Origin of the sequence: Streptacidiphilus sp. EB103A, assembly GCF_041261405.1 — a bacterium.
Lineage (GTDB): Bacteria > Actinomycetota > Actinomycetes > Streptomycetales > Streptomycetaceae > Streptacidiphilus.
This window is the reverse complement of sequence record NZ_JBGCAQ010000007.1, coordinates 62,378-80,727: the sequence shown is the minus strand read 5'-3', so window position 1 is coordinate 80,727 and position 18,350 is coordinate 62,378. Positions and strand designations below refer to the sequence as shown.

Annotated in this window: 31 protein-coding genes; 5 read left to right on the top strand and 26 right to left on the bottom strand. The window is 69.2% G+C overall.

All coding sequences use genetic code 11. The features are described from left to right. Entirely contained in the window at positions 1–666 is a 666-nt protein-coding gene (locus ABH941_RS13245) for a hypothetical protein (RefSeq protein WP_370129192.1), read from the bottom strand. Positions 667–768: 102 nt separating this feature from the next. Here ABH941_RS13245 and ABH941_RS13240 point away from each other — a divergent pair, with 102 nt between their 5' ends. After that, positions 769–981, top strand: coding sequence for a hypothetical protein (locus tag ABH941_RS13240; protein WP_370129191.1), 213 nt, complete (start codon positions 769–771; stop codon positions 979–981). 9 nt (positions 982–990) lie between these two features. Beyond that, complete coding sequence (locus ABH941_RS13235; RefSeq protein WP_370129190.1) at positions 991–1,182, top strand: hypothetical protein; 192 nt, start codon at positions 991–993, stop codon at positions 1,180–1,182. Here the strand turns inward: ABH941_RS13235 and ABH941_RS13230 are convergent. From ABH941_RS13230 to ABH941_RS13210, 5 genes are read right to left on the bottom strand one after another with little or no spacing between them, the layout of a single operon-like run. Continuing rightward, positions 1,179–2,300: a phage minor capsid protein gene (locus ABH941_RS13230; protein ID WP_370129189.1), complete on the bottom strand. Its 1,122-nt coding sequence runs from the start codon at positions 2,298–2,300 to the stop codon at positions 1,179–1,181. The genes ABH941_RS13235 and ABH941_RS13230 overlap by 4 nt on opposite strands. 36 nt (positions 2,301–2,336) lie before the next feature. Then, positions 2,337–3,938 carry a phage portal protein gene (locus tag ABH941_RS13225; protein ID WP_370129188.1) on the bottom strand — a complete coding sequence of 534 codons (1,602 nt, stop codon included), beginning with the start codon at positions 3,936–3,938 and terminating at the stop codon, positions 2,337–2,339. Further along, positions 3,919–4,149 (bottom strand): hypothetical protein, encoded by a 231-nt coding sequence (locus ABH941_RS13220; RefSeq protein WP_370129187.1) that lies wholly within the window; start codon positions 4,147–4,149, stop codon positions 3,919–3,921. The genes ABH941_RS13225 and ABH941_RS13220 overlap by 20 nt, the downstream gene beginning before the upstream one ends. Continuing rightward, positions 4,149–5,435 (bottom strand): PBSX family phage terminase large subunit, encoded by a 1,287-nt coding sequence (locus ABH941_RS13215; protein ID WP_370129185.1) that lies wholly within the window; start codon positions 5,433–5,435, stop codon positions 4,149–4,151. Before ABH941_RS13215 ends, ABH941_RS13220 begins: the two co-directional genes overlap by 1 nt. Continuing rightward, the gene (locus ABH941_RS13210; protein WP_370129184.1) at positions 5,422–5,925 is read right to left on the bottom strand and encodes a helix-turn-helix domain-containing protein; all 504 of its coding nucleotides are present in this window, start codon (positions 5,923–5,925) and stop codon (positions 5,422–5,424) included. Before ABH941_RS13210 ends, ABH941_RS13215 begins: the two co-directional genes overlap by 14 nt. A gap of 90 nt (positions 5,926–6,015) precedes the next feature. Here ABH941_RS13210 and ABH941_RS13205 point away from each other — a divergent pair, with 90 nt between their 5' ends. Then, complete coding sequence (locus ABH941_RS13205) at positions 6,016–6,378, top strand: hypothetical protein (protein ID WP_370129183.1); 363 nt, start codon at positions 6,016–6,018, stop codon at positions 6,376–6,378. A 597-nt stretch (positions 6,379–6,975) separates the two neighbouring features. Here the strand turns inward: ABH941_RS13205 and ABH941_RS13200 are convergent. From ABH941_RS13200 to ABH941_RS13180, 5 genes are read right to left on the bottom strand one after another with little or no spacing between them, the layout of a single operon-like run. After that, positions 6,976–7,590 carry a hypothetical protein gene (locus ABH941_RS13200; protein WP_370129182.1) on the bottom strand — a complete coding sequence of 205 codons (615 nt, stop codon included), beginning with the start codon at positions 7,588–7,590 and terminating at the stop codon, positions 6,976–6,978. Further along, the gene (locus ABH941_RS13195) at positions 7,583–8,119 is read right to left on the bottom strand and encodes a hypothetical protein (protein WP_370129181.1); all 537 of its coding nucleotides are present in this window, start codon (positions 8,117–8,119) and stop codon (positions 7,583–7,585) included. The genes ABH941_RS13200 and ABH941_RS13195 overlap by 8 nt, the downstream gene beginning before the upstream one ends. Next, complete coding sequence (locus tag ABH941_RS13190) at positions 8,116–8,271, bottom strand: hypothetical protein (protein ID WP_370129180.1); 156 nt, start codon at positions 8,269–8,271, stop codon at positions 8,116–8,118. Before ABH941_RS13190 ends, ABH941_RS13195 begins: the two co-directional genes overlap by 4 nt. After that, a complete protein-coding gene (locus tag ABH941_RS13185) occupies positions 8,268–8,444 on the bottom strand; it encodes a hypothetical protein (RefSeq protein ID WP_370129179.1) in 177 nt (58 codons plus the stop codon). The genes ABH941_RS13190 and ABH941_RS13185 overlap by 4 nt, the downstream gene beginning before the upstream one ends. Beyond that, positions 8,441–8,986 carry a hypothetical protein gene (locus ABH941_RS13180; protein WP_370129178.1) on the bottom strand — a complete coding sequence of 182 codons (546 nt, stop codon included), beginning with the start codon at positions 8,984–8,986 and terminating at the stop codon, positions 8,441–8,443. Before ABH941_RS13180 ends, ABH941_RS13185 begins: the two co-directional genes overlap by 4 nt. A 145-nt stretch (positions 8,987–9,131) precedes the next feature. On the opposite strand from ABH941_RS13180, the gene ABH941_RS13175 reads away from it, so the two are divergent. Together ABH941_RS13175 and ABH941_RS13170 are read left to right on the top strand one after the other, a co-directional pair. After that, complete coding sequence (locus ABH941_RS13175; protein WP_370129177.1) at positions 9,132–9,389, top strand: hypothetical protein; 258 nt, start codon at positions 9,132–9,134, stop codon at positions 9,387–9,389. Positions 9,390–9,520: 131 nt separating this feature from the next. After that, positions 9,521–9,847, top strand: a complete 327-nt coding sequence (locus tag ABH941_RS13170) for a hypothetical protein (RefSeq protein ID WP_370129176.1) — start codon at positions 9,521–9,523, stop codon at positions 9,845–9,847. A 16-nt stretch (positions 9,848–9,863) separates the two neighbouring features. Here the strand turns inward: ABH941_RS13170 and ABH941_RS13165 are convergent, their stop codons facing one another. From ABH941_RS13165 to ABH941_RS13095, 15 genes are all read right to left on the bottom strand, one after another. Beyond that, positions 9,864–10,607: a hypothetical protein gene (locus tag ABH941_RS13165; RefSeq protein WP_370129175.1), complete on the bottom strand. Its 744-nt coding sequence runs from the start codon at positions 10,605–10,607 to the stop codon at positions 9,864–9,866. A gap of 226 nt (positions 10,608–10,833) precedes the next feature. Then, positions 10,834–10,995, bottom strand: a complete 162-nt coding sequence (locus tag ABH941_RS13160) for a hypothetical protein (protein WP_370129173.1) — start codon at positions 10,993–10,995, stop codon at positions 10,834–10,836. Between the two features lie 3 nt (positions 10,996–10,998). Next, the gene (locus ABH941_RS13155; RefSeq protein WP_370129171.1) at positions 10,999–11,577 is read right to left on the bottom strand and encodes a hypothetical protein; all 579 of its coding nucleotides are present in this window, start codon (positions 11,575–11,577) and stop codon (positions 10,999–11,001) included. A 31-nt stretch (positions 11,578–11,608) separates the two neighbouring features. Then, positions 11,609–11,878, bottom strand: coding sequence for a hypothetical protein (locus ABH941_RS13150; protein ID WP_370129169.1), 270 nt, complete (start codon positions 11,876–11,878; stop codon positions 11,609–11,611). Next, positions 11,871–12,149 carry a hypothetical protein gene (locus tag ABH941_RS13145; RefSeq protein WP_370129167.1) on the bottom strand — a complete coding sequence of 93 codons (279 nt, stop codon included), beginning with the start codon at positions 12,147–12,149 and terminating at the stop codon, positions 11,871–11,873. Before ABH941_RS13145 ends, ABH941_RS13150 begins: the two co-directional genes overlap by 8 nt. Beyond that, positions 12,149–12,526, bottom strand: coding sequence for a hypothetical protein (locus ABH941_RS13140; RefSeq protein ID WP_370129165.1), 378 nt, complete (start codon positions 12,524–12,526; stop codon positions 12,149–12,151). The genes ABH941_RS13145 and ABH941_RS13140 overlap by 1 nt, the downstream gene beginning before the upstream one ends. Further along, complete coding sequence (locus ABH941_RS13135; RefSeq protein WP_370129163.1) at positions 12,519–12,929, bottom strand: hypothetical protein; 411 nt, start codon at positions 12,927–12,929, stop codon at positions 12,519–12,521. The genes ABH941_RS13140 and ABH941_RS13135 overlap by 8 nt, the downstream gene beginning before the upstream one ends. A gap of 3 nt (positions 12,930–12,932) precedes the next feature. Next, entirely contained in the window at positions 12,933–13,148 is a 216-nt protein-coding gene (locus tag ABH941_RS13130; protein WP_370129161.1) for a hypothetical protein, read from the bottom strand. 101 nt (positions 13,149–13,249) lie between these two features. Continuing rightward, positions 13,250–13,723 carry a single-stranded DNA-binding protein gene (gene ssb, locus ABH941_RS13125; protein ID WP_370129159.1) on the bottom strand — a complete coding sequence of 158 codons (474 nt, stop codon included), beginning with the start codon at positions 13,721–13,723 and terminating at the stop codon, positions 13,250–13,252. A 23-nt stretch (positions 13,724–13,746) separates the two neighbouring features. Next, on the bottom strand, positions 13,747–13,932 hold the full coding sequence (locus ABH941_RS13120) for a hypothetical protein (RefSeq protein ID WP_370129157.1): 186 nt from the start codon (positions 13,930–13,932) through the stop codon (positions 13,747–13,749). Beyond that, entirely contained in the window at positions 13,929–15,251 is a 1,323-nt protein-coding gene (locus tag ABH941_RS13115; protein WP_370129155.1) for an AAA family ATPase, read from the bottom strand. Before ABH941_RS13115 ends, ABH941_RS13120 begins: the two co-directional genes overlap by 4 nt. Further along, positions 15,251–16,096 carry a hypothetical protein gene (locus tag ABH941_RS13110; protein ID WP_370129153.1) on the bottom strand — a complete coding sequence of 282 codons (846 nt, stop codon included), beginning with the start codon at positions 16,094–16,096 and terminating at the stop codon, positions 15,251–15,253. Before ABH941_RS13110 ends, ABH941_RS13115 begins: the two co-directional genes overlap by 1 nt. An 83-nt stretch (positions 16,097–16,179) precedes the next feature. After that, the gene (locus ABH941_RS13105; protein WP_370129151.1) at positions 16,180–16,416 is read right to left on the bottom strand and encodes a hypothetical protein; all 237 of its coding nucleotides are present in this window, start codon (positions 16,414–16,416) and stop codon (positions 16,180–16,182) included. 50 nt (positions 16,417–16,466) lie between these two features. After that, a complete protein-coding gene (locus tag ABH941_RS13100) occupies positions 16,467–16,826 on the bottom strand; it encodes a hypothetical protein (protein WP_370129149.1) in 360 nt (119 codons plus the stop codon). After that, positions 16,823–18,295: a UvrD-helicase domain-containing protein gene (locus ABH941_RS13095; RefSeq protein WP_370129147.1), complete on the bottom strand. Its 1,473-nt coding sequence runs from the start codon at positions 18,293–18,295 to the stop codon at positions 16,823–16,825. Before ABH941_RS13095 ends, ABH941_RS13100 begins: the two co-directional genes overlap by 4 nt. Positions 18,296–18,350 lie beyond the last annotated feature (55 nt).

The following is an 18,350-nucleotide window of genomic DNA, read 5'->3' as shown; positions in this document are numbered from 1 at the left end:
TTACTGGCCGTAGTGGGCGCCGAGTGCGGCGCCAAGTGAGGTTGGTCGGGTGCGCTGCCCATCGGGGCCGCCGGGGATCGGCGGACCGGATGCGCCGGGGGCCGCGGCTGCGGCTGCGAGCTTGGGGTTTGCCTTGACGGCGTCGTTGATGGCCTTGGTCACCGCGGCGGTGTCCTTGGGGTCGACGTCGGCGAGGGCGTTGAGGAAGGTCCGGGAGTCGAGCAGGGCTTCGGGGTCGGCTCCGGCCTTGGCGGCTGAGCGGAAGACGGCGAGCTCAACCGCGGCGGTGCGTGCCTCTGCCTCGGCGGCCGTGCGGCCTTCTGCCTTGGCTGCGGCAACTGCCTTCTCCTGCTCGGTCATCGCGGCCTGCTGGATCTTCTCCAGCTCGGTCTTCGCGGTGCCGTTCTCCTTGGCCCTGGCCTCCCACTTGCGGGCTTCGGCCTTCCAGTCGGTGCTGTCGGGCGCCGGTGGAGTCGGCGGGGTGACGACCGGAGGCGTGGGTACCGGCGGGGTGATGACTGGCGGAGCGACCGGCGGGGTGACGACCGGGGTGGGCTCCGGTGGTGTCGCGCCGCCCGCGATGGCGTGGATCGGTGCGCCGTTGCGGCGGTAGCCGAGCACGGTCATCGCGGCGTGGGTCGCCAGAGGGTGCTTGTAGTGCTGCATGGTGGTTCTCCCGTGCGGGTTTCCCGGCGTGCCCGTGCGGGCGGTGCCGGACGTCGGTGGGGTCGGCGCGCGGAGGGCCGGAAGCGGATCTACCGTCGAGATATGGCGATCTCAGATGAGGAAAAACAGCTGATCGATGCAACGAGGATGGAGATCCTCAGGGGGATCCAGGCCGCCGCGAAGAGCGTCAACGGAGCGGAGGGCGAGAGTGCGAAGGCGTTTGCCGACGCCTACATCACCCTCTCGGGGCGGGGCGCACCGGGGCGGGGCGCAGTACCCAGCGCCAGCAGCCGGGCCGATCCACGGGAAGGATGAGTCGCGGGTATGAACACTGACGAGCTGCTGGAACGCATCAAGGGCGCCCAAGCGAAGGCCGACGAGCGAGCCGCAACCGTTGACGAGCAGATCGATGACCTACCCGAAGGCAGCAACCCAGGTGCGAGAGTGGGCCTAGGGATTGCGCGCGACATGTATCGGGTGGTCTCCGAAATACTCAGCGAGATCGTTAAGGACTAGCGTGCGGCGCCGATCTGCTCGCGCTGCGACTTGCGCCGGAGGCCGGTCTCGGCGGTGAGCTGCCGGATCCTGGCCTGATAGGCGCGGACCTTCGCGTTGGCCTTGGCCCGTGAGCTGTCGTCCATGGCGACGGCGCTGCGACGCTTCCAGGCGCGCACCTGGCGCTCCAGGCGCCGCTGCTCCTGGGTGTCCTCGTAGGTCGCGCCCTGCGGGTGCGGCGGGGACTGCGGCCGGGTGGTGACGCCGGGCAGGTAGGCGGACAGCGAGTGCCGACAGTTGGGATGGAACAGCCCGCTCGCGCGCGCCTCGGTGAGGCTGCCAGCGACGTGAACAGGCACGGTAGGCGGCGGCCGGAACAGCCTGCTCGGCGCGGCGATGTCCGGGAGCCGCAGCGTCTGCGGGCCGTCGGCGCCGTTGATCACAAGGATTTCGCCCTCCCACGGGCGGCACAGCGGGCACTCCAACGGCGAATCGGACACGATGACCAGCTGTTGCCCGATGGCGAGCAGACTGTCCGTGTGGCCCTCGATCGCGGCGCGGCCCGTGATCGTGCGCACGGCCATCTCGGCGTAGCTGGCCATCTCCCAGTTGCGGCCGGCGGAATCCGTGAAGCCGGAGATGCCCTGATCGGCGAACTGGTCGAGCGCCCGCTGACTCGCCTGCCGTCGGGTGAGGCCACCGAGCAGCACAGACGATGAGGCGCGGTTGATGACGTTGCGGTAGGCGTCGGTGACGGCCCGGGTGATGCGCGCGTACACCGGGCGCGTATCGGCGACCGCCGACGCGGCCAGCCGGTCCACCGTGCTGGCGTTCGGCAACGCTCGGGCGGCCGCATGGCGGAGGCCCTCCGGGAGCGCGCCGAGCTCGGCCACAGCCGCCTGCCCGCCACGCCGGTACGCCTCCGCCACAGCTCGACCAATCGCGCCGTCCGCATCCTGCATCAGGGCATTGGAGACCTCCTCCACCGCAGCCCGAAGGTTGCCGATCGCAGCGAACTTGAGCTCGGCCCAGTGCGGTGAATCGATGCCGGCCGCGAGCGCCCGCCGGAGCTTCTCCAGGAGCGCCAGCTCGGCATCCTCGTACAGCACGGCGACCGCGCGTGCGAGGTCGTAGGCCATGTCTGGGCTGGCGGGCATCGACTCGCCCCCTACCGGTCAGTCGTCCTGCGCGTCCGCTGTGGGGTTGGCGGGGGCGGGCGGCGCGTTCGGATCCGGCGGCGCGTTGGGGCCGGGCGGGAACGGCGTCGGGCCCTCGTTGCCGATCTGCGTCGGGTCGGACAGCGTCACCGTCTTCTCGTCCTTGATGCGCAGCACCTCGGCGGCAACGTCGTCGTCATCCCAGTCCGGATTGACCAGGCGCACCCGGGTCTCGATGCTCGCGGCCTCGGCCATGGCCAACAGGTTCGCAGTGGTCGCCATGGTCTGCGGATCCTCGGAAATCGAATCCTGGAACGCGATGTCGGGCAGATCCGGGTCGATGCCGGTCTTGAAGAGGAACCGCTCGACCACGAGCAGGGCCTCGGCGATGTTGCGGATCGCCGAGCCCCAGTACAGGGCCTTGCGGGACCGGGTGACCATGGAGCGGCGCTCGCGCGAGCGGATCTCCGTCGCGGTGATGGCCTGGCCGTCGGCAGCCTCGCCGAAGGTGGCGGCGCTGTATCCGGCTTGCCGGACGATCTGTTCGACCAGGGCCTTGGCGGTGTCGGAGTGCTCCTGGACACGGATGGCGAACTGGTTGATCGTCAGGCCGGATCCGCTGTCGGTGGGTCGCACCAGCATGTCGAGCCCGGCGTAGATCTCGCGGTCCTCGTCCCAGCTCGCGCCCTTGCCGGGGCCGTGCGACTGGAGGTAGCTGTTCGGGGTGATCACGCGGCCCTTGCCGAGCCGGATGTCCCGCAGCCACGAGCTGTACGTCTCGTCCAGGGCGTCCATCATGCCGGTGACGCCCTGGAAATCACTCTGGCCCCAGTAGGCCATGGAGGGGATGTGCCGCCAGCCGCGGGCCGGGCGGACGTTGGGGACGTACTCGGCGGTCATCACCCCGGCGGGCAGGGTGATGACGGGCTGGAGGTTCTTCGTCTCCTGGTAGTCCGTCAGGCGCTTGGGCTTGCCGAGCTGGCTGGGGCTGCCGACGTAGACGCCGTGCAGGATGAAGCCGGGCTCGCGGCATTCCAGGTGCCGAACGACGGTCGCGCCGTCGATGCTGAGGATGCGCCAGAAGATGACGCTGACCAGGTCGCCGTAAGAGAACGTCGGCACAGCGCAGTCCGCGTGAACGATGTCGATCCAGCAGTTCCGGCGGAGCTTGTCGTCCCAGACGACGCGCATGTAGGCGCCGCCGAGGCCGGCGCAGACTTCCCCGCCTTCCAGCAGGGTGGCCTGGAGGCCGTTGTTCATGAGGTCTTCGAGGCGCTGCTGTGCCTTGGTGTTCTTGGTCTTCTCGACCGACAGCTTGGGCGGTTCGGAGAACAGCAGGTCGGCGCTGGTGCGGGCGACGTCGCCCGCCAGCGGGATGTGCAGCTTGGTGCGCTTCTCGCCGAAGGGTGTGGGCTGGCCCCACCACCAGCGGGCGAAGCGGCCGAGGACGCCGTTGCGGTACTGCGACGGCCGGTCCTGGGGGCCGCGGGTGCCGCGCAGGTAGTAGCGCTCTTGGAGGATGTCGGGGTCACCGGAGTACCAGGCGGACCAGTCCTTGAGGTCGGTCTCTGCGGCGCCGTCGATTGGCGGCCAGAGCATGTCACTCGTGGGCAGGGGCATCGTTCACCCCCTGCTCAATGTGGGCGGCTGCGGAGCGCAGGAGCGCGGCCAGTTGCGGCCGAACGTCATCAGAGCGGGCACTGACGCTGATGGTGTACCGATCGCCGGGGACCGGGGTGGCGTCCACGTCGATCTCCAGGTGACCGATCTCGTATTCGATCTCGCTGACCCGGAGGTGCACGGGCACTCGGATCGGTCCAACTGCGGCCATCAGGCGGCCACCTCCAGGTGAGGGATGTAGGGCCGCCAGAGGGCCTCGGTGGTGCGGGTGCCGTAGCGCAGGGCGTCGCAGCTGTGGTCGTCCTTCTTGATCGGCTTGTCCTCGCCCTTTTCGGCTGCAGCGTCGTCCCACGAGTAGCCGGGCAGCTCATCGATGAGCCCGGTGCACGACTCGTGGACGTGCAGCCGGTCCGCGGCGAACAGTGAGGCCACGCCGCGGATGCCGTCGATCACGGAGTTGTCGGCGGGGGTGACGTTGCCGACCTGGTCACGGAACAGCTGCTCGATGAACGATGCGGCCGAGGGGTCGACCACGGTCCATTCCGGCTGCACGCCGATGATGTTGGTCTGCGGGTGCGGCGTGCCGGCCAGCCAGCGGCGCCGGGCCTGGCTGTACTCGGCGTCCGTCATCTGGCGGCGCGCCTGCCGGGAGTCGTGCCGGTACTCGCTGACCACGTACAGCCGCTGGACGTCGTCCGCCCCGGTGCCGAGTCCGATCAGTAGGTCGGAGAAGGGGTTGACGGTGCCGTAGTCGATCGCGTCGCACAGCCACCGGTCGATGCGCGGCAACTGCTGCACGACGTGGCGTTTCTCGTCGAACGCCTCGTAGATGGCGCCTTCGGATTGGACCCAGTGGCCGAGGATGTACCGCCGGTACCAGAGCCCGGTGTAGGCGCGCTTCATGCGGGCGACGTACTCGGCGGGGAGCGCCGGATTGTCGTCCAGGGTGAAATGCCAGGTGCGGATTCCCAGCTCAAGTGCCCTGTTGAGCCAGTCCTTTTTGACCCAGTGGGCGGGGTTGTCGGGGTTGGTCGTGGCAAAGATCTTTGCGCCTGCGATGGACTGCCGGTCGACCAGCCTGCTGAAGAAGTCCTTCGGCATGAGGGTCAGCTCGTCCACGTAGGCGCCGGCGCCGGTGAGGCCGCGGAGCCTGCCCTCGGCGCGGGCGTCGTTGGCGGTGATGACTTCGATCTGCCGGCCGAGGATGCTGGCGACGCTGGAGCCGCGGGTGTAGCTGACCAGCTTGGCCACCTGGGGGCCGACGACGGCCGGATCCATCAACGGGCCGAAGACGTTGCGCGAGACCGTGTCGTAGGTGCGGCCGGTGACGGTGAGATCGCCGCCGCGCGGTGCGGTGGCCACGTACATGAGCCACCGGAGCAGCGAAGAGATCGTCTTGCCGGAGCGGACCGAGCCTTCCCAGATGTTCAGCCATGCGTCGGCCTGCGCGATGGACTGTGCTTGCTTCGGGGAGAGCAGCCCCTCAGCCGTCGCCATGGTCGGCCCGCAGCCGGTCGAGCAGACCGCCGAGCAGCGAGCCGACGGCGTCGGCGCCGTTCTCGTCCTTGACCGGCTCCAGCTTCAGCGAGCGGTCGACCGCCGTTGCGACGGTGGACATGATCGCGCGCTTGTCGCTGAACGGCGGCTCCGGGTGGATTACCTGCTCGTAGGTGTTCTCCTTGCCGCCGAAGGCGTAGACCTTGGCTGGCTTCCAGAGTTGCTCGCGGAGGCGTTCGGCGTCGGACTGGAGGTCGAGGGCGAGCTTGGCGCGACGGGCGGCGAGGTCGGTGAGCTTGGCCTCGGTGGCTGCGGCGACCTCGGGTCCGCGCTCGAAGGTGAGGCCCTTGGCGGCGACCACCTTGGAGACGGTCTCGCCGGAGCGGCCCACGGCGCGGGCGATGGCGTTGCGGCTCTCGCCTGCTCCGTGGCGGCGGAGGATCTCGGTGCGGTCGGCTTCGGTGACGGGGCGCGGCTTCGGTCGGGGCATCGGTCACCTCCGATCGGCTGACGTGCTGACCTGCAGTCGGTAGCGTGGCGAGACTGCCGTCAGTGGGGCGGCCGATCGGTGGGGGTGCCGATGAGCAAGTCGAGCTTGCCTGAGGACGCGGCGAAGGCGTTGCGCGATGGCAACAACGTCTTCGTGTGCCGGATCAACCAGGGCGTGTTCCAGATGAGCGGAAACACCGCGCTGTACGGGATCGCGGAGGTGATGGACAAGATCCAGCGCGCGGGGTGGGTGCTGGACAAGGTGTCGTGGGTCGAGGACCGGCGCGATCACCCGTCGGCGTTCTGTGTGTTCCAGCGGGCGCAGCAGCAGCCGGTTATGCCGCCTCCGCAGTACGCGCACGGGACGGTGCCGCAGCAGCAATGGCAACCGCAGCCGCCTGCGCCGCAGGGCTGGTCCCAGCAGCCGCAGCCGCAGGGATGGGAGCCACGCTGACGAGTCGTCCGGCTTTGCTGCGGGTCTTCGCCTCGGCGCGGGCGGCGGTGAGCTGGCGGTAGAGCGGCCGGCCGCGTTCGTCCAGGCCGTCAGCGGTGATGTGGCCACGCCTCCGCCACTGGCGGACCGCGGCGGTGGTGACGCGGCAGAGGTCGGCGACTTCGCGAGTTGAGAGCATGCCGTCCGTGGCCATGGTCACCTCCGTGGAGATCGGCTGCGGCGCGGGCAGGGTGCGTGCTCCTGCGCCGTCCGGACGCTGCATCGGCGGTCCGCGCCGCAGCCGGGTATGCGAAAGGCCCGACCGGTGTGGTCGGGCCTTTGTGACGTGGGCGCACTGGTGGTGCTGGCAGCAGCGTGACACAACACATGATCACACGCAAGCACATAGGTGCTAGCAGGTCAGCACGGCGTGCAGGCGTGCCCATAGTTCGGGTCGTACCAGAACCCGCAGTCGGGGCACTGGGCGCGATTCTCCAAGTTGTGCAGCGCGGCGGCGAGACGTCGAAGAGTCGTCAGCATCGGGGCAGTCCTCGGGTAGTTGAGAGGGGTAGTTGACCCGGTAGTTCACGGGGTAGTTCTAGGGCTGACCTGCGACGACTACCAGTCCTGGAGGAGCTCGTCTGGGACGACCGGGGGAGGGGTCTCGGCGGCACTCGCAGGGAGGTCCGAGAGGTGGATGCCGATGCGGGTCTTGCCGGAGGCCTTGAGGGAGTCGCGCACGGGCACGCCGTGAGCCTCAACCCAGCGGCGGAACTCGGACAGGTCCATTTCGAGGTCGCCGTCGAGGGACCAGACGGCGTGCAGCTGGTCGAGGTGGACGCCCTGCCGCTCTCCGGCGAGGTGCCGCACGCTGTCGATGAGGAGCTGCCGGATCTCGGCCGGGCTCGGCATCGGGCGCGCGGTGACCGGCTGCGCGGCATCCTCGGCCTGCTCATCCTCGGCGGCCTCGGGCAACTCCGTCTCCTCCAGCCGCGCCTTGGCGTGGCCGTAGCAGAGCAGGGCGATGATCTCCGCCGCGCCGACCCACGGCCAGTGCGTGCCGAGGGCGTAGGCGGACCAGAGGCCGAAGGCGGTCGTAAGGCTGCGGCTGACCATCCTGCCGAGGCGTCTGCGGCCGTCCTCCTTCTCCCAGATCCAGCGCACACGCCCGGCTGTCTGCCGGGTGCCGATGAAGGCCCGGGTGACGGTCTGCTCCCAGTCGTCGTCAGCCATGGCCGATCACGATCCAGTTCCCGCCGATGTTGAAGATCGGAGCGATGATCACGCCTGCGATGCCGGCGAGTCCGGCGGTCGGGCCGAGAGTGACGCCTGCGATGTAGCCGCAGACCATCTCGACCTTGATCCGCCAGCCGTGGCACCACCACCAGATCAGGCAGGCGACCAGCAGCACGACCAGGAGCACGGCGCCGCCCTGGCTGAGCATCTGGATGCCCTGGCGGGTGACGCCGGGCGAGTTGGCTCCGGCGAGGGTGCTGAGCAGTTGGTCGCCGAAGCGGTTGCTGCTCTTGGCGACTCCTTCGGCGGTCTTGCCCATGAGTCCGCCAGTGGCGAGCGCGGACAGGGTGCCGAGAGTCATGGTCCACAAGAACGGACCGAGGGGTGCGATCTTGCGCTTGCCGCCCTCGCCGCCCTTCCCTGCACCCGACTTGCGGCCGTGCTTGCGGTACCAGAACACGCCGCGTCCGGCGACCATGAGCAGGCCGACCAGGACGGAGCCGGCGGTGACGTAGTGGCTGCTCATCCCAGCACCTCCCAGACGAGCAGGCCGATGATGCCGACGTAGAACCAGCCGACCAGGGTCCAGCGCGCGGCCTCGCGGATGCGAGGCACGGTGATGCTGACGGTGATGCCGGCCCCGGCGATGATCCAGGCGCAGATCAGGTCGCGGATCACAGGACACCGCCGAGGCCGAGCGAGATGAGGCCGGTGAAGTACCAGCCGGCGAGGACGTAGTCCAGGAAGTGCAGCGTGCGGCTGTAGTCGTCAGGGTGCAGGCCGAGGGTGCCGGCGGTGACGAGCGTGACCGCGCCGACCGCGCACCACAGCTCGAACGCGGTGTTGGTCACGGCTGCTGGCCTCCGCCCTGGCCGAAGCCGAACGGCTGTTGCGCGGGCTGTTGCGGCTGTTGCGCCTGCGTCTTCGCTCGCTCGCGGGAGAGGATGGCGCGGACGCTGCCGGGGGTGAGGTCGAGCTGGTGGTGCGCCGCGATGTGCTGGGCGATGTCGCGGGCTGTTGCGCTGTCGCTGAGCACGGTTGTTGCGGCGAGGACGGCGGCGGTTGCGGTGAGGGGTTGCGGGTCGGTTGCGGGGTGTGCGGGCGTGGGCGCAGCGGGCGCAACAGTGGGCGCAACAAGCGGGCCAGGAGCGGTCTGTGCAGCGGCCTGCGGGGCGTTGGCGAGGGCGTCAAGTTGCGCCTGCACCCACGCGTCGGCCAGCACCGCAACATCGTCCAAGGCGGTGGCGAAGGCCTGCGCTGCCGGGTCGAGGCTGAGCCGGTCTGCGACGTGCCGGGCGAGGATGCCGAGGGTGTGTGCGGAGAGCACGTCCGACTCGGGGGCGCGTGCCGGTGGGCTGTCTGTGCTGGTGGGGTGAGCGTCGGTACGCTCCATGGGTCTGTCCTTCGTGGCTTAGCGGCTGGAGGACGGGCTGGCCCCGGTCGGCGTTGCGAGCGCCGCCGGGGCCACTTCATCGGTGCAGGTTCGAGCGTAGCCACCTTGTTGCCACTCGGCAACAAGGTGCGGGAGGATGACCGGAGTGGCTGACGAGGAAAGGGAGCCGGAGTTGATCTCGCTGCGGGCGGCTGCGCGTCGGCTGGTTGCCGAGGGCCTGGTGGAGCACATCTCGCATCAGCGGCTGTCCAAGATCGCGGGCAGCGATCCGGCATTCCCTGCGCTGATCCGGGTCGGCTCGTCCGCGGCGGTCGACTGGCACGCCCTGGGTGACTACTGGCGATCCCGAGTCACGCAGCCAGGCCGGCGTACGGATCTCGAAGTCGAGGGTGGATCCGGGTAGCGTTCGAGCGCAGTGCGGCCCCGGGTCGGACCGAACCGGGGCCGCTGTCGTGCTTCCGCATGCGTCATCGGCCGCGCGGCGAGACGATGATGATGCGGCTACAGGCGCTGATGCTTGGAAGGAGCTCTCCTATGGATGAGATCACCTTGATCAGCTTGTGTGACTTCTTCGATGAATACGGGTATGGCAGAAGCGGTGCTGCCTACAGCGCCGTAAACCGTCGAATTCGCAAAGGAGACTACCCGGTATATGCCCGCACATCGCACATGCGCTTCATTGAGCCAGCAGTGGCGAAGCAGATAGTTAAGGAAGTCCCGCCTCTAGTTGATCAAGAGGTCTATCGGCAAGAGGTCGAAGCGGTGGAGCATTTGGATGGGCGTACTGACTCCCCTGCTCTGATTGACGCGATGCGGGAACTGCTGGATCAATTCGCACCGCCTAAGTCAAAGGGCGAGTAGCTCAGTCCTTGGGGGGTCATGGCTTCGCCGTCGTACCAGGGGCGCCGGCCGGGCGGCGGGGGATATACCCGACGCCGGTCACTGCGTCCGAGGCTGCCGATATGCGGAATGTGTCGTACTGCCAGGAGTCGTGAGCAAGGCCGTCCCCAGGCCGGTTTGCCGCCAGGTGCTCTTGTAGGTGGCGAACGAAGACCGGTTCCGTCTTGCCGTCGACTACGGAGGACACCGGATGGATTTCTACCATGGCCAGGTTGGCGGGTAGGGCCGGGTCGTTCCACATGGTGTTCAGGACATAGGCCAGGTGTCGGAGCAGCAGGCGAATCGTGTCACGATCGAAGTCGACGTCTGCCGGGATGAAGGACGCCCCATGCCCGGCGAAGTTCCGCAGATGCACATAGTCGTCGGGGGATCGTGGCAACGGCGCAGTCTTCGGGTTGCCATGGGCCTTGAGGTATCGCACGCCCTTATGGAGAACTGAGGTGGGGCCGATATATCCCGGTTCGCCTTCCTCGCAGCGTGCGCCGTTGACGACTCGACCGAGCAGTTCGGTGGCGTCCAGGGCGAGGAAGAGTGCCGCGAGGAAGTATTCCTCCTCGAAGTTGAGCCCTGCGGCCTGCATGAACTCGCGCATCGCACCGCAGATGTAGGAAGCCTTGCACTGGTAGGGATCCAGCTCAACGGCGGTGGCGGCCTTGTCCCACTCCGGGATCTCGTGGGTGAGCTGGGCAGTGTGCTGTGTGAGTAAGGGGCGGTAGTCCATGCGGCCATGCTCTGGCTGGCGTCGGGTCGGGGCAAGGGAAGCGACCAACCTTCGATGAGATCGGCCGACCTTCGTTGGCTTCGGGTGCTCACCATGCAGGGTATTCGAATACTTGTGCGATGTCGTAGCCGGGTCGTACGGTCATGGTGCGGCCCGTGGCTGGCCTGGCGGCGCGGGCGCGGAACGGTGGGCCGGTCCGACACACGGGACCGGCCCACCGTCACGCTCAGATCATCATCGCGCCGATGGCCTGGTACTTCGGCTCGTCCACGATGGCTCGGACGCGCTCGCGCAGCTCGGTGTACAGCGCCTCGTGGTCTTCGTCCTCGGGTGAGTTGTGGCTGCTGAGCGAGACGCTGATCTCGGTGTGATAGTTGGTCCAGCCCATGGGTCAGGCTCCGATCTTGTCGGCGTAGAGCGCTGCTCGCCGGTCGTAGTCGGCGACGGTCATGGTGGCGCCGCAGTTGCTGCACGAGACGTCGCGGCCAGCCATCGCCTCCAGGGCGTACAGGGTGCAGCGCGGGCAGGGCAGCTCCAGGGGCTGCCGGTGGGCGTGCAGGTGCGCTGCGGCTTCCAGCTGGCCGTGCAGGCGCCCGATGTCACGGGCGAGTTCGCGGCTCCAGGTGTTGCCACTGGTGGCCGGCCACCGCTCCAGCAGCACCTCGCAGGCGGCCGAGATGTTGCGGTACCGGCGGCCGGTGACGACGCGGCACCAGCCGTTGAGGACGGCAACGGCGGGCATGGGGCCGTCCTGGTCGCCGTTGTGGTCCAGGTCGGCGAGGTAGTCGCCGGGGCCGAGCAGGTTGAGCACGCGCTCGTTGACGGGTGCGGGTGCGTGCAGCCTGGCGGTGTGGATCGAGCCGTACCGCACGGTGGTGGACGGTGCGAGGTCGAGCCAGGCGTAGGCGCACAGTTCGGGGATGGCGGAGAGCTGCTGGCGGAGGCGGTCGGCGGTGAGGCGGTCGAGCATCGGCGTACTCCCGGGCGTGCGGCGGGACGGGTCAGTTGGTGACGAAGGCGTGGCAGCCGCAGCCGGAGGCGCAGCAGCGACCGATGAGCTGCCAGTGCCGGAACCTGGCGTGATCGCAGCAGGCACCGATCTGCTCCTGGGCTTCGCGCTGCTGCTTGGCCTGCATGCCGCCGAGGCTGCGGCGTGCGGCAGCGAGGGATCGGATGCCGGCGCGCAGCATCACGGCCTCTTCGGCGAGCAGGCTGCCGGTTTCGGCGCGGTCGACCAGGTGCAGCAGCTGCTCCTCCGACAGGTCAGCCACGGTCGGTCTCCTTGCAGTGGTGGCACATGGCGGGCAGTAGGTCGTGCAGGCAGCGGAGGTCGAACGCTGCGGCGAGGCGGCGCAGCGCGGCCTTTGCCGCAGTGGTATCGGCGGTGACCGTGACGGTCAGATCGGGCGGCTGCTCGGCGTCGAGCGGCTGTGCGGATCGGTCGAGGCCGAGGCTGCGCAGCAGCTGCATGTCGTCGGCCGGCCTCGGTGGCAGGCCGTTGCGGCGGCGCAGCTGCTCAGACCACGGCAGGGGGTCAGGCATCAGCGACCGCCCTTCATCGCGCGGCGCAGCGGGCTGAGCAACGCGTCGTGGAAGTCGATGGCCACCGTCACCGTGGTGGCGCGGCCGTGGGCTTCGGCGAGGTGCTGCTCCATCTCCTGGGCGACGTAGTCGGGGTCTGAGGATCGGATCTCCAGCGGGCACGCGCAGCAGAGGCGGCCGTGGGCGGCGTAGGTGCTGGTGTCGGTCCACAGCGGCTTGTCGGCGAGCTGGTACGGGATCGGCTGGTCGATCGCGGACTGCTGCGGCGGCTGGACGGCGCGAAGCTCGGCGGTGACGTCGGCGAGCAGTTGCTCGATGGCGGCGCCGGTCATCTGGCTGGCGAGGATGCCGCGCAGCCGGTGCAGGGCGTCAGCCACGGCGGTTTCCCTTCTGCTTCGGTCCGTGCGGCGATTGCCACGCCGGACGGTCGGCGGCGGCCGGCGGAGTGATGATCTCGGCGTACTGGGTCGCTTGCTTCATGGCGGCGGTGAAGGCCTGCACGAACTGCTGGAGCACGGGCTGCACGGCTTGCCATAGCTGGGCCCACTGCTCGGCGAACAGGCTGAGCACAGCAGGGCCGACGAAGGCGGTGTGCTCGCCCTGAATGCCCTCGGCGACCTGGTCGACGGCGAGCGTGGCCTGGTTCTCGGTGAGGCCGTGACGCTCGATCAGGCGGGCGATGATGGCCAGCCGGGTCGGATTGGTGAGGCGCTCGCGCTCAGCGCGCTCGGCCTTGAGGCGGCCGAGCACCTCGGCGGCGGATCGGGTTTCGCTGTCCACGGGTCAGGGCTCCAGGTTGTTGGTGTCGGTGGTGAGTTGCCGCCAGGCGTCTTCCTCGAAGGCGTCCAGCGGGTTGGCAGGCCGTGTGATGGCAGCCCGCGCGGCGGCCACACGCACGGCCCGCTCGGCTTCCCAACGCCGGTCATCACGCCGCTCCAGCAGCAGCCCGCCGACCACCAGGGCAGCGACGACGACGCAGAGCAGCAGGTACGCGATCACAGCGGCCTCCAGCGGGCGTGTGCGGGACGATCACGGGGTGGGGGTCGCCAGGCATCTCTTCGGGCGCACGAGACGCCTGGCGACCGGTTGCGGGCGGACCGCTAGAACGGCGGCTCTTCGTTACTGGCGGGTACGGACCACGGGTCGTCCTGCGGCTGCGGTGCCTGCTGCTGCCGCGTCTGCTGCTGTGCGGGCTGCCGGTTCTGCTGGGTCTGCTGCTGTCCGCCGTTGCCGCCGGAGCGGTCGGCCTTGGCGACCCGGGCAGTGGCGTAGGCGAGGCTGGGGCCGATGGAGCGGATGTTCAGCGCGGGCTGCTGGTGCTTGACGCCGTCCTTCTCCCAGGACTCGGTGCGGAGTTCACCGGTGACGATGACCTCCATGCCGCGCTGGAGGGTCTCGGCGATGTTCTCGGCGAGTTCGCGCCAGGCGGTGCCGCGGACCCAGAAGGTGTCTCCGTCTTCCCACTGCTGGGTCTGGGGGTTCTGCCGGCGGCTGTTGAAGGCGAGGCGTACTTGGCAGAGGGTGTTGCCGCTCTGGGTGACGCGCAGTTCGGGGTCGGCCACGAGTCGGGCCATTCCGGTAATGGTGGGCAGGGGCATCAGGTTGGGTCCTTGATCCAGAGGTGGATGAGTTCGTAGCCCGCGGCGTAGACCGCGAGGTAGTTGGGCGAGTCCCAGATGAGGAACTCGCGGCCTTCGAGTAGGCGGGTCGAGACGCGGACTTCGCCTGCGGCGGCCCTGGGGCCGATGCGGGGCCCGTAGCGGGCGCGGACCGGGGCGGTCATGCGACGGCGCCGGTGGCGGAGTAGCCGCTGTATGGGTCGGCGTCGATGGGGGTGTAGGGGCGCCAGGGCCATGAGCCGTCGAAGCCGGAGCGGAGCCAGGTCGGCCACGCGCGTTCGTCTCGGGCGCCGCGCCAGGAGATGACGCGCCGGGCTCGTTCGTCTCGGGCCGACCGCTCGTCTTCGACGGGGCGCAGGCCGAGGCCGAATTCGGGCCAGCGGAGCCAGAGGGAGCTGCCGACGGGGCGGAGTGCGCGGGGGCCGAAGCCGTTGCCCTGCGGGCTGTGGGCTTCCAGCGAGATGGCGCAGTGGGCGGTCGCCCTGGCCTCGTCCAGCACGACGGTGACCTTGCGCGCGTGCTCCTCAGAGTTGGCGTCGCCGTTGTGGAGCCGGTAGACGGGGCCGATGACGAGCAGGTCGGGCATGACCTCTTCGACTCGGCGCATGAGCCAGGCGCGGCCGTCGGGTCGGGTGAGGTCGACGCCTTCGGGCCGGACGTCGATGTGGAGTTGTCCGCGCTTGACGGGTGAGCGGCGGCGTTCTGCGATGTTCATCAACTCGCGGTAGTGGCGGCGGGTCTGGCGGCTGGAGTTCTCGCAGTCCAGGACCAGTACTTTCTGCGGGCCGAGGGCGTTGGCGTCGAAGGAGAACGGCATGGCGCCGGAGGCCGCGGCGATGGCGAGCTGGCGTTGGAGGACGGATTTGCCTCCGCCTTCGCCTGCGGTCCAAATGATGCGGTCTCCGTGCTCCAAGAGACCGGGGAGAACCCAGTCGTGGGCTTCGTCATTGACGGCGAGGAAGTCGTGCACATCGAGGACGGGGGAGTCTTCGGCGGCGCGTCCTGCGTCGCGGACTTCGCGGACGCGACTGACGGCGAGCTCGGCGAGGTCGGCCGGGTCGCCTTCGGGGTCGTAGCCCATGGCGGCGATCTCGCTGCCGGCGTGGATGAGCTGGCGGCGCAGGGCGAGGGAGTGGATACGGGAGGCGAGCCAGTCGGCTCCGGCGGTGACTCCACCGGTGATGCGCCCGTGGACGTAGGCGGGACCGCCAGCGCGTTGGAGTAGGCCGGCCTGCTGGAGTCGGGCGGTGGCGCTGATGGGGGTGACGGGCTGGCCTGCGTCGGCGAGGGCGGTGACGGCCTGGAAGATCAACGCGTTGGCGGGGTGGTAGAAGTCGGCGGCCTGGAGGCGCGTGTCCAGGAGTACGCGCCGGGGGTTGCGGGCGACAAAGACGGCACCCAGGAAGGCGGATTCGGCGGTGAGGTCGTGGGGCAGTGACGGGCCGGTGGGTACGTCGTCCTGGTACTCGGGAAGCTCGTCCATCAGAAGACTCCTTGATCTGCGGGGTCCGACCACCGCTGCGGCTGGTTGGTCTTGGGCGGCTGGAACGAGGAGGGGAGGTCGGCGTCGTCGTAGCGCTCGCCGTTGAGCCATGTGGACGGGTAGGGGATCCACTGCTTGTCGGTGCCGGCCGACTGCCAGGCGGAGGCGTGGGATTCGGCGGCGGCGACGATGGCGGCCGGTTCGGCACCGCGCTTGAGGGCGGCGGTCCACGCTTTCCGCGCGTTGCCCTTGCCGACCTTCTTCGGGTAGGCCGTCCAGAAGTCGGCGAAGAGGTCGCCGTCGGTGGGGGCGGGGGCCGCGGGTGGTGCTGGAGAGATAGATGTATTAGGGAGTAGAGGAGTAGGGGTCCCGTCCAGCGGGACACTGACGTCCCGTCCAGCGGGACACTGAGAATCGTCAGTGTCCTGTGGTGCGGGACTCTGAGAATCGGTCAGTGTCCCGGATTCCGGGACACTGAAACGTCCCTTAGCGTCCCGCTCAGCGGGACTCTGAAAGTCGTAAGTGTCCCGTGCGCCGGGACTCTGAGCGGTCTCAGTAGCGTCCCGTCCAGCGGGACACTGAATGACGTACTTGGCCGTGGAGTGACGCTGTCCGGCGGTCAACTTCTTGATCATTCCCTTGGCGGTCAGGGTCTTCAGCACCTCGTACAGCTGTGTGCGGGACAGGTCGGCGCGGCGGCGGATCTTCGGGTCCTGGACGCTGCTCCAGGTGATCGCGGTGTCGTCGTTCGCGTCCTCCGCCAGCACACCCAGGAGCAGGCGCTCCCGGTGCGAGAGAGTCGTCGGGGCGTTGTCGAGCACCGCGACGAACAGGCGGATTCCCACGTGCAGCCCTTCAGTGGTTGGTGCGGTTGCTTGTGGTCGGCGCCCGGGCGGTCGCTGGTCGATGCGCCCGGGCGCCGACGGTCTTATGCGGACTGGGCCGTGAGCTCGGCGTACAGCTCCTTGCAGGCGTCGCAGTCGCAGGTGCGCGGGGTGTTCACGGCGTCGCCGATGTGCGTGCCGGGCTCGCGCACGGTCTCGACCGGGCGGGCCTTGATGTCGAACGTCGGCCGCACTACCGGCTTGGGCGACTTGCGGCAGGAACCGCCGCATCCGTGGGCACCGCCGCGGCAGCCCTTGCCGCGCTCGTGGTGGATGTCCATGTGGCCGCACCTGCACAGGTGTCCGATGTAGGCCATGAGTTGATCTCCGATCAGGTGAGGGCGAAGAGGTCGAGCTGCTCGCCGGCCGGGACTGGCCTGCCCTCCGGCGGCGGCCGGTGGCAGAAGCAGTTGCAGTAGGTGCGGCACTCGCGATCGGCGAGGTAAACCCTGGGCAGGCTGAAACCGCCGTTGATCCGGCCCGAGGCGGGGAACGGGCCCCAGCCGCGGCCGATGACGGTCTCCGGGTCGAATCCGCCCCACGCTTGCCACTGCTCGTGTCCGCAGCGGTGGTGCTCGCCGCGGCGGCAGCAACTGCTCGTGATCTGGCACGGGCACTGTTCCGGCTGCGCCGGGATCTGCCGGGGCGCGAGGACATGAGCACAGACCCAGGCCGCCTGCTCGGGCGTCATGCGCTCACCGCATTGACGGTGTCGATCCACGCCAGCGCGGAGTTGTCGAGGCGCTCGCGGGCGCGGGTGACGGCGACGTAGGCGAGCCGGGCCTCTTCGCGGCGCAGGATGATCAGGCCCGTCTTGGGGTCGGGCTTGGGTGCCCGGAAGTCGCCGTGAATCTTGACGCTCGGCCACTCGCGGCCCTTGGACCGGTGCGCAGTGGAGACGACCAGCTCGGCCTGCTGCTCGGAGGCGAGGCTGTCCGCCGCGGCGATGATGTCCTCGGTGCCGTAGTCGTCAATCAGCTTCACCAGCACCCGCAGCGAGCCGTCTTCCTCCTCGGCGTACTGGCGGACCATGTCCCAGCTGGAGAACGCCAGCAGCTCGGGATGGTCGGTCGGGCGACCGCCCTGGAGCGCCTCGGCAGCCCAGGCGAGGCGCTTGATCTCGCTGCTGCCGCCGACCAGGGCAACCTTGCGGCCGGCGGCGAGCTGCTCCAGGACGATGCCCATGGCCCCGGCATTGGTGCGGCACAGGATGGCGTCGGGCTGCTCGACCGGGCCGACCTCCGAGGCGCACTGGTCCCAGCCCGTGAGCCGCAGCGGGGTGCCGACCTTGTGCAGCCATCGGTTGGCCTCGGTGGCGATGGCCGGGCCGAAGCGGAAGGACTGCGACAGCATACGAACTTCTGCCTCGAGATCGCGCTCGAAACGCGACAGAGCGTCCTTCGCGCCACGCCACTCGTAGATCTGCTGCGCGGAGTCGCCGACGGCGATCCGCTGAGCGTGGTCCTGCGCGAGCAGCACCTTGGCCAGGACGTCGTTGGTGTCCTGCGCCTCGTCCAGCAGGATCACGTCGGACTCGATGCGCGGCTCGGAGAGGGCCCAGATCTTGAGGTAGTAGTCGTGGGTGTGCTTGAGGACGCCGTCCGGGTTGAGCACGTCCTTCCAGGCGGCCCGGGCCACCGGGAGTACCAGGGCGACCAGTTGGTCTCGGGCGGGCGAGTGCGACAGCCCGTCGTACTGCTTGACGTGCTTGTGGCTGACCTCGGCGTCGTCGGAGTGGCAGAAGCCTTCGAGCGCGTCGAGCGCGCACCGCATGATCACCTTGCTGGACATGGCTTTGGTGTCGCCGTGGTCCGTGATGATGCGGGGCAGCGACTCGAAGCCGAGGATGCGGTCGACGCCCAGGGCCTTGGCGGCGTCCAGGGCGGTCTGCCGGGGCCGCTGGATACGCGGCAGGTACCGCGGGTCGAACGCGAGGCCGTGACCGGTCTTGGCGACCACGTTGGTCGGGAAGCTGCGGGCGGCGTCGGCGGCGGTGGCCTTGTTGTAAGCGAGGTAGAGCATGCGGCGCCGCGGGTCGCTCTTGCCGATCATCTTCAGCGTGCTGGACTTGCCGCATCCGGCGCCGGCCTGAAGAACCATGTCCAAGCCATCGCCGTAGGTGTCGATGGCGTCCTGCTGCTCGGGTGTGGGGTCGGGCATGGTGCACCTCCTTCCTGAGGTGGGCGGGCCCGCGCGCCGGGGGAGGTGAGCGCGG

Coding starts and splice junctions, on each gene's coding strand:
- ABH941_RS13145 (WP_370129167.1), bottom strand. CDS start 12,149: ATGCCTGACCCCCTGCCGTGGTCTGAGCAGCTGCGCCGCCGCAACGGC.
- ABH941_RS13230 (WP_370129189.1), bottom strand. CDS start 2,300: ATGGCCTACGACCTCGCACGCGCGGTCGCCGTGCTGTACGAGGATGCC.
- ABH941_RS13225 (WP_370129188.1), bottom strand. CDS start 3,938: ATGCCCCTGCCCACGAGTGACATGCTCTGGCCGCCAATCGACGGCGCC.
- ABH941_RS13240 (WP_370129191.1), top strand. CDS start 769: ATGGCGATCTCAGATGAGGAAAAACAGCTGATCGATGCAACGAGGATG.
- ABH941_RS13155 (WP_370129171.1), bottom strand. CDS start 11,577: ATGCTCGACCGCCTCACCGCCGACCGCCTCCGCCAGCAGCTCTCCGCC.
- ABH941_RS13095 (WP_370129147.1), bottom strand. CDS start 18,295: ATGCCCGACCCCACACCCGAGCAGCAGGACGCCATCGACACCTACGGC.
- ABH941_RS13220 (WP_370129187.1), bottom strand. CDS start 4,149: ATGGCCGCAGTTGGACCGATCCGAGTGCCCGTGCACCTCCGGGTCAGC.
- ABH941_RS13195 (WP_370129181.1), bottom strand. CDS start 8,119: ATGAGCAGCCACTACGTCACCGCCGGCTCCGTCCTGGTCGGCCTGCTC.
- ABH941_RS13105 (WP_370129151.1), bottom strand. CDS start 16,416: ATGGACATCCACCACGAGCGCGGCAAGGGCTGCCGCGGCGGTGCCCAC.
- ABH941_RS13235 (WP_370129190.1), top strand. CDS start 991: ATGAACACTGACGAGCTGCTGGAACGCATCAAGGGCGCCCAAGCGAAG.
- ABH941_RS13120 (WP_370129157.1), bottom strand. CDS start 13,932: ATGACCGCCCCGGTCCGCGCCCGCTACGGGCCCCGCATCGGCCCCAGG.
- ABH941_RS13165 (WP_370129175.1), bottom strand. CDS start 10,607: ATGGACTACCGCCCCTTACTCACACAGCACACTGCCCAGCTCACCCAC.
- ABH941_RS13115 (WP_370129155.1), bottom strand. CDS start 15,251: ATGGACGAGCTTCCCGAGTACCAGGACGACGTACCCACCGGCCCGTCA.
- ABH941_RS13205 (WP_370129183.1), top strand. CDS start 6,016: ATGAGCAAGTCGAGCTTGCCTGAGGACGCGGCGAAGGCGTTGCGCGAT.
- ABH941_RS13160 (WP_370129173.1), bottom strand. CDS start 10,995: ATGGGCTGGACCAACTATCACACCGAGATCAGCGTCTCGCTCAGCAGC.
- ABH941_RS13245 (WP_370129192.1), bottom strand. CDS start 666: ATGCAGCACTACAAGCACCCTCTGGCGACCCACGCCGCGATGACCGTG.
- ABH941_RS13100 (WP_370129149.1), bottom strand. CDS start 16,826: ATGACGCCCGAGCAGGCGGCCTGGGTCTGTGCTCATGTCCTCGCGCCC.
- ABH941_RS13215 (WP_370129185.1), bottom strand. CDS start 5,435: ATGGCGACGGCTGAGGGGCTGCTCTCCCCGAAGCAAGCACAGTCCATC.
- ABH941_RS13210 (WP_370129184.1), bottom strand. CDS start 5,925: ATGCCCCGACCGAAGCCGCGCCCCGTCACCGAAGCCGACCGCACCGAG.
- ABH941_RS13170 (WP_370129176.1), top strand. CDS start 9,521: ATGGATGAGATCACCTTGATCAGCTTGTGTGACTTCTTCGATGAATAC.
- ssb (WP_370129159.1), bottom strand. CDS start 13,723: ATGGCCCGACTCGTGGCCGACCCCGAACTGCGCGTCACCCAGAGCGGC.
- ABH941_RS13180 (WP_370129178.1), bottom strand. CDS start 8,986: ATGGAGCGTACCGACGCTCACCCCACCAGCACAGACAGCCCACCGGCA.
- ABH941_RS13200 (WP_370129182.1), bottom strand. CDS start 7,590: ATGGCTGACGACGACTGGGAGCAGACCGTCACCCGGGCCTTCATCGGC.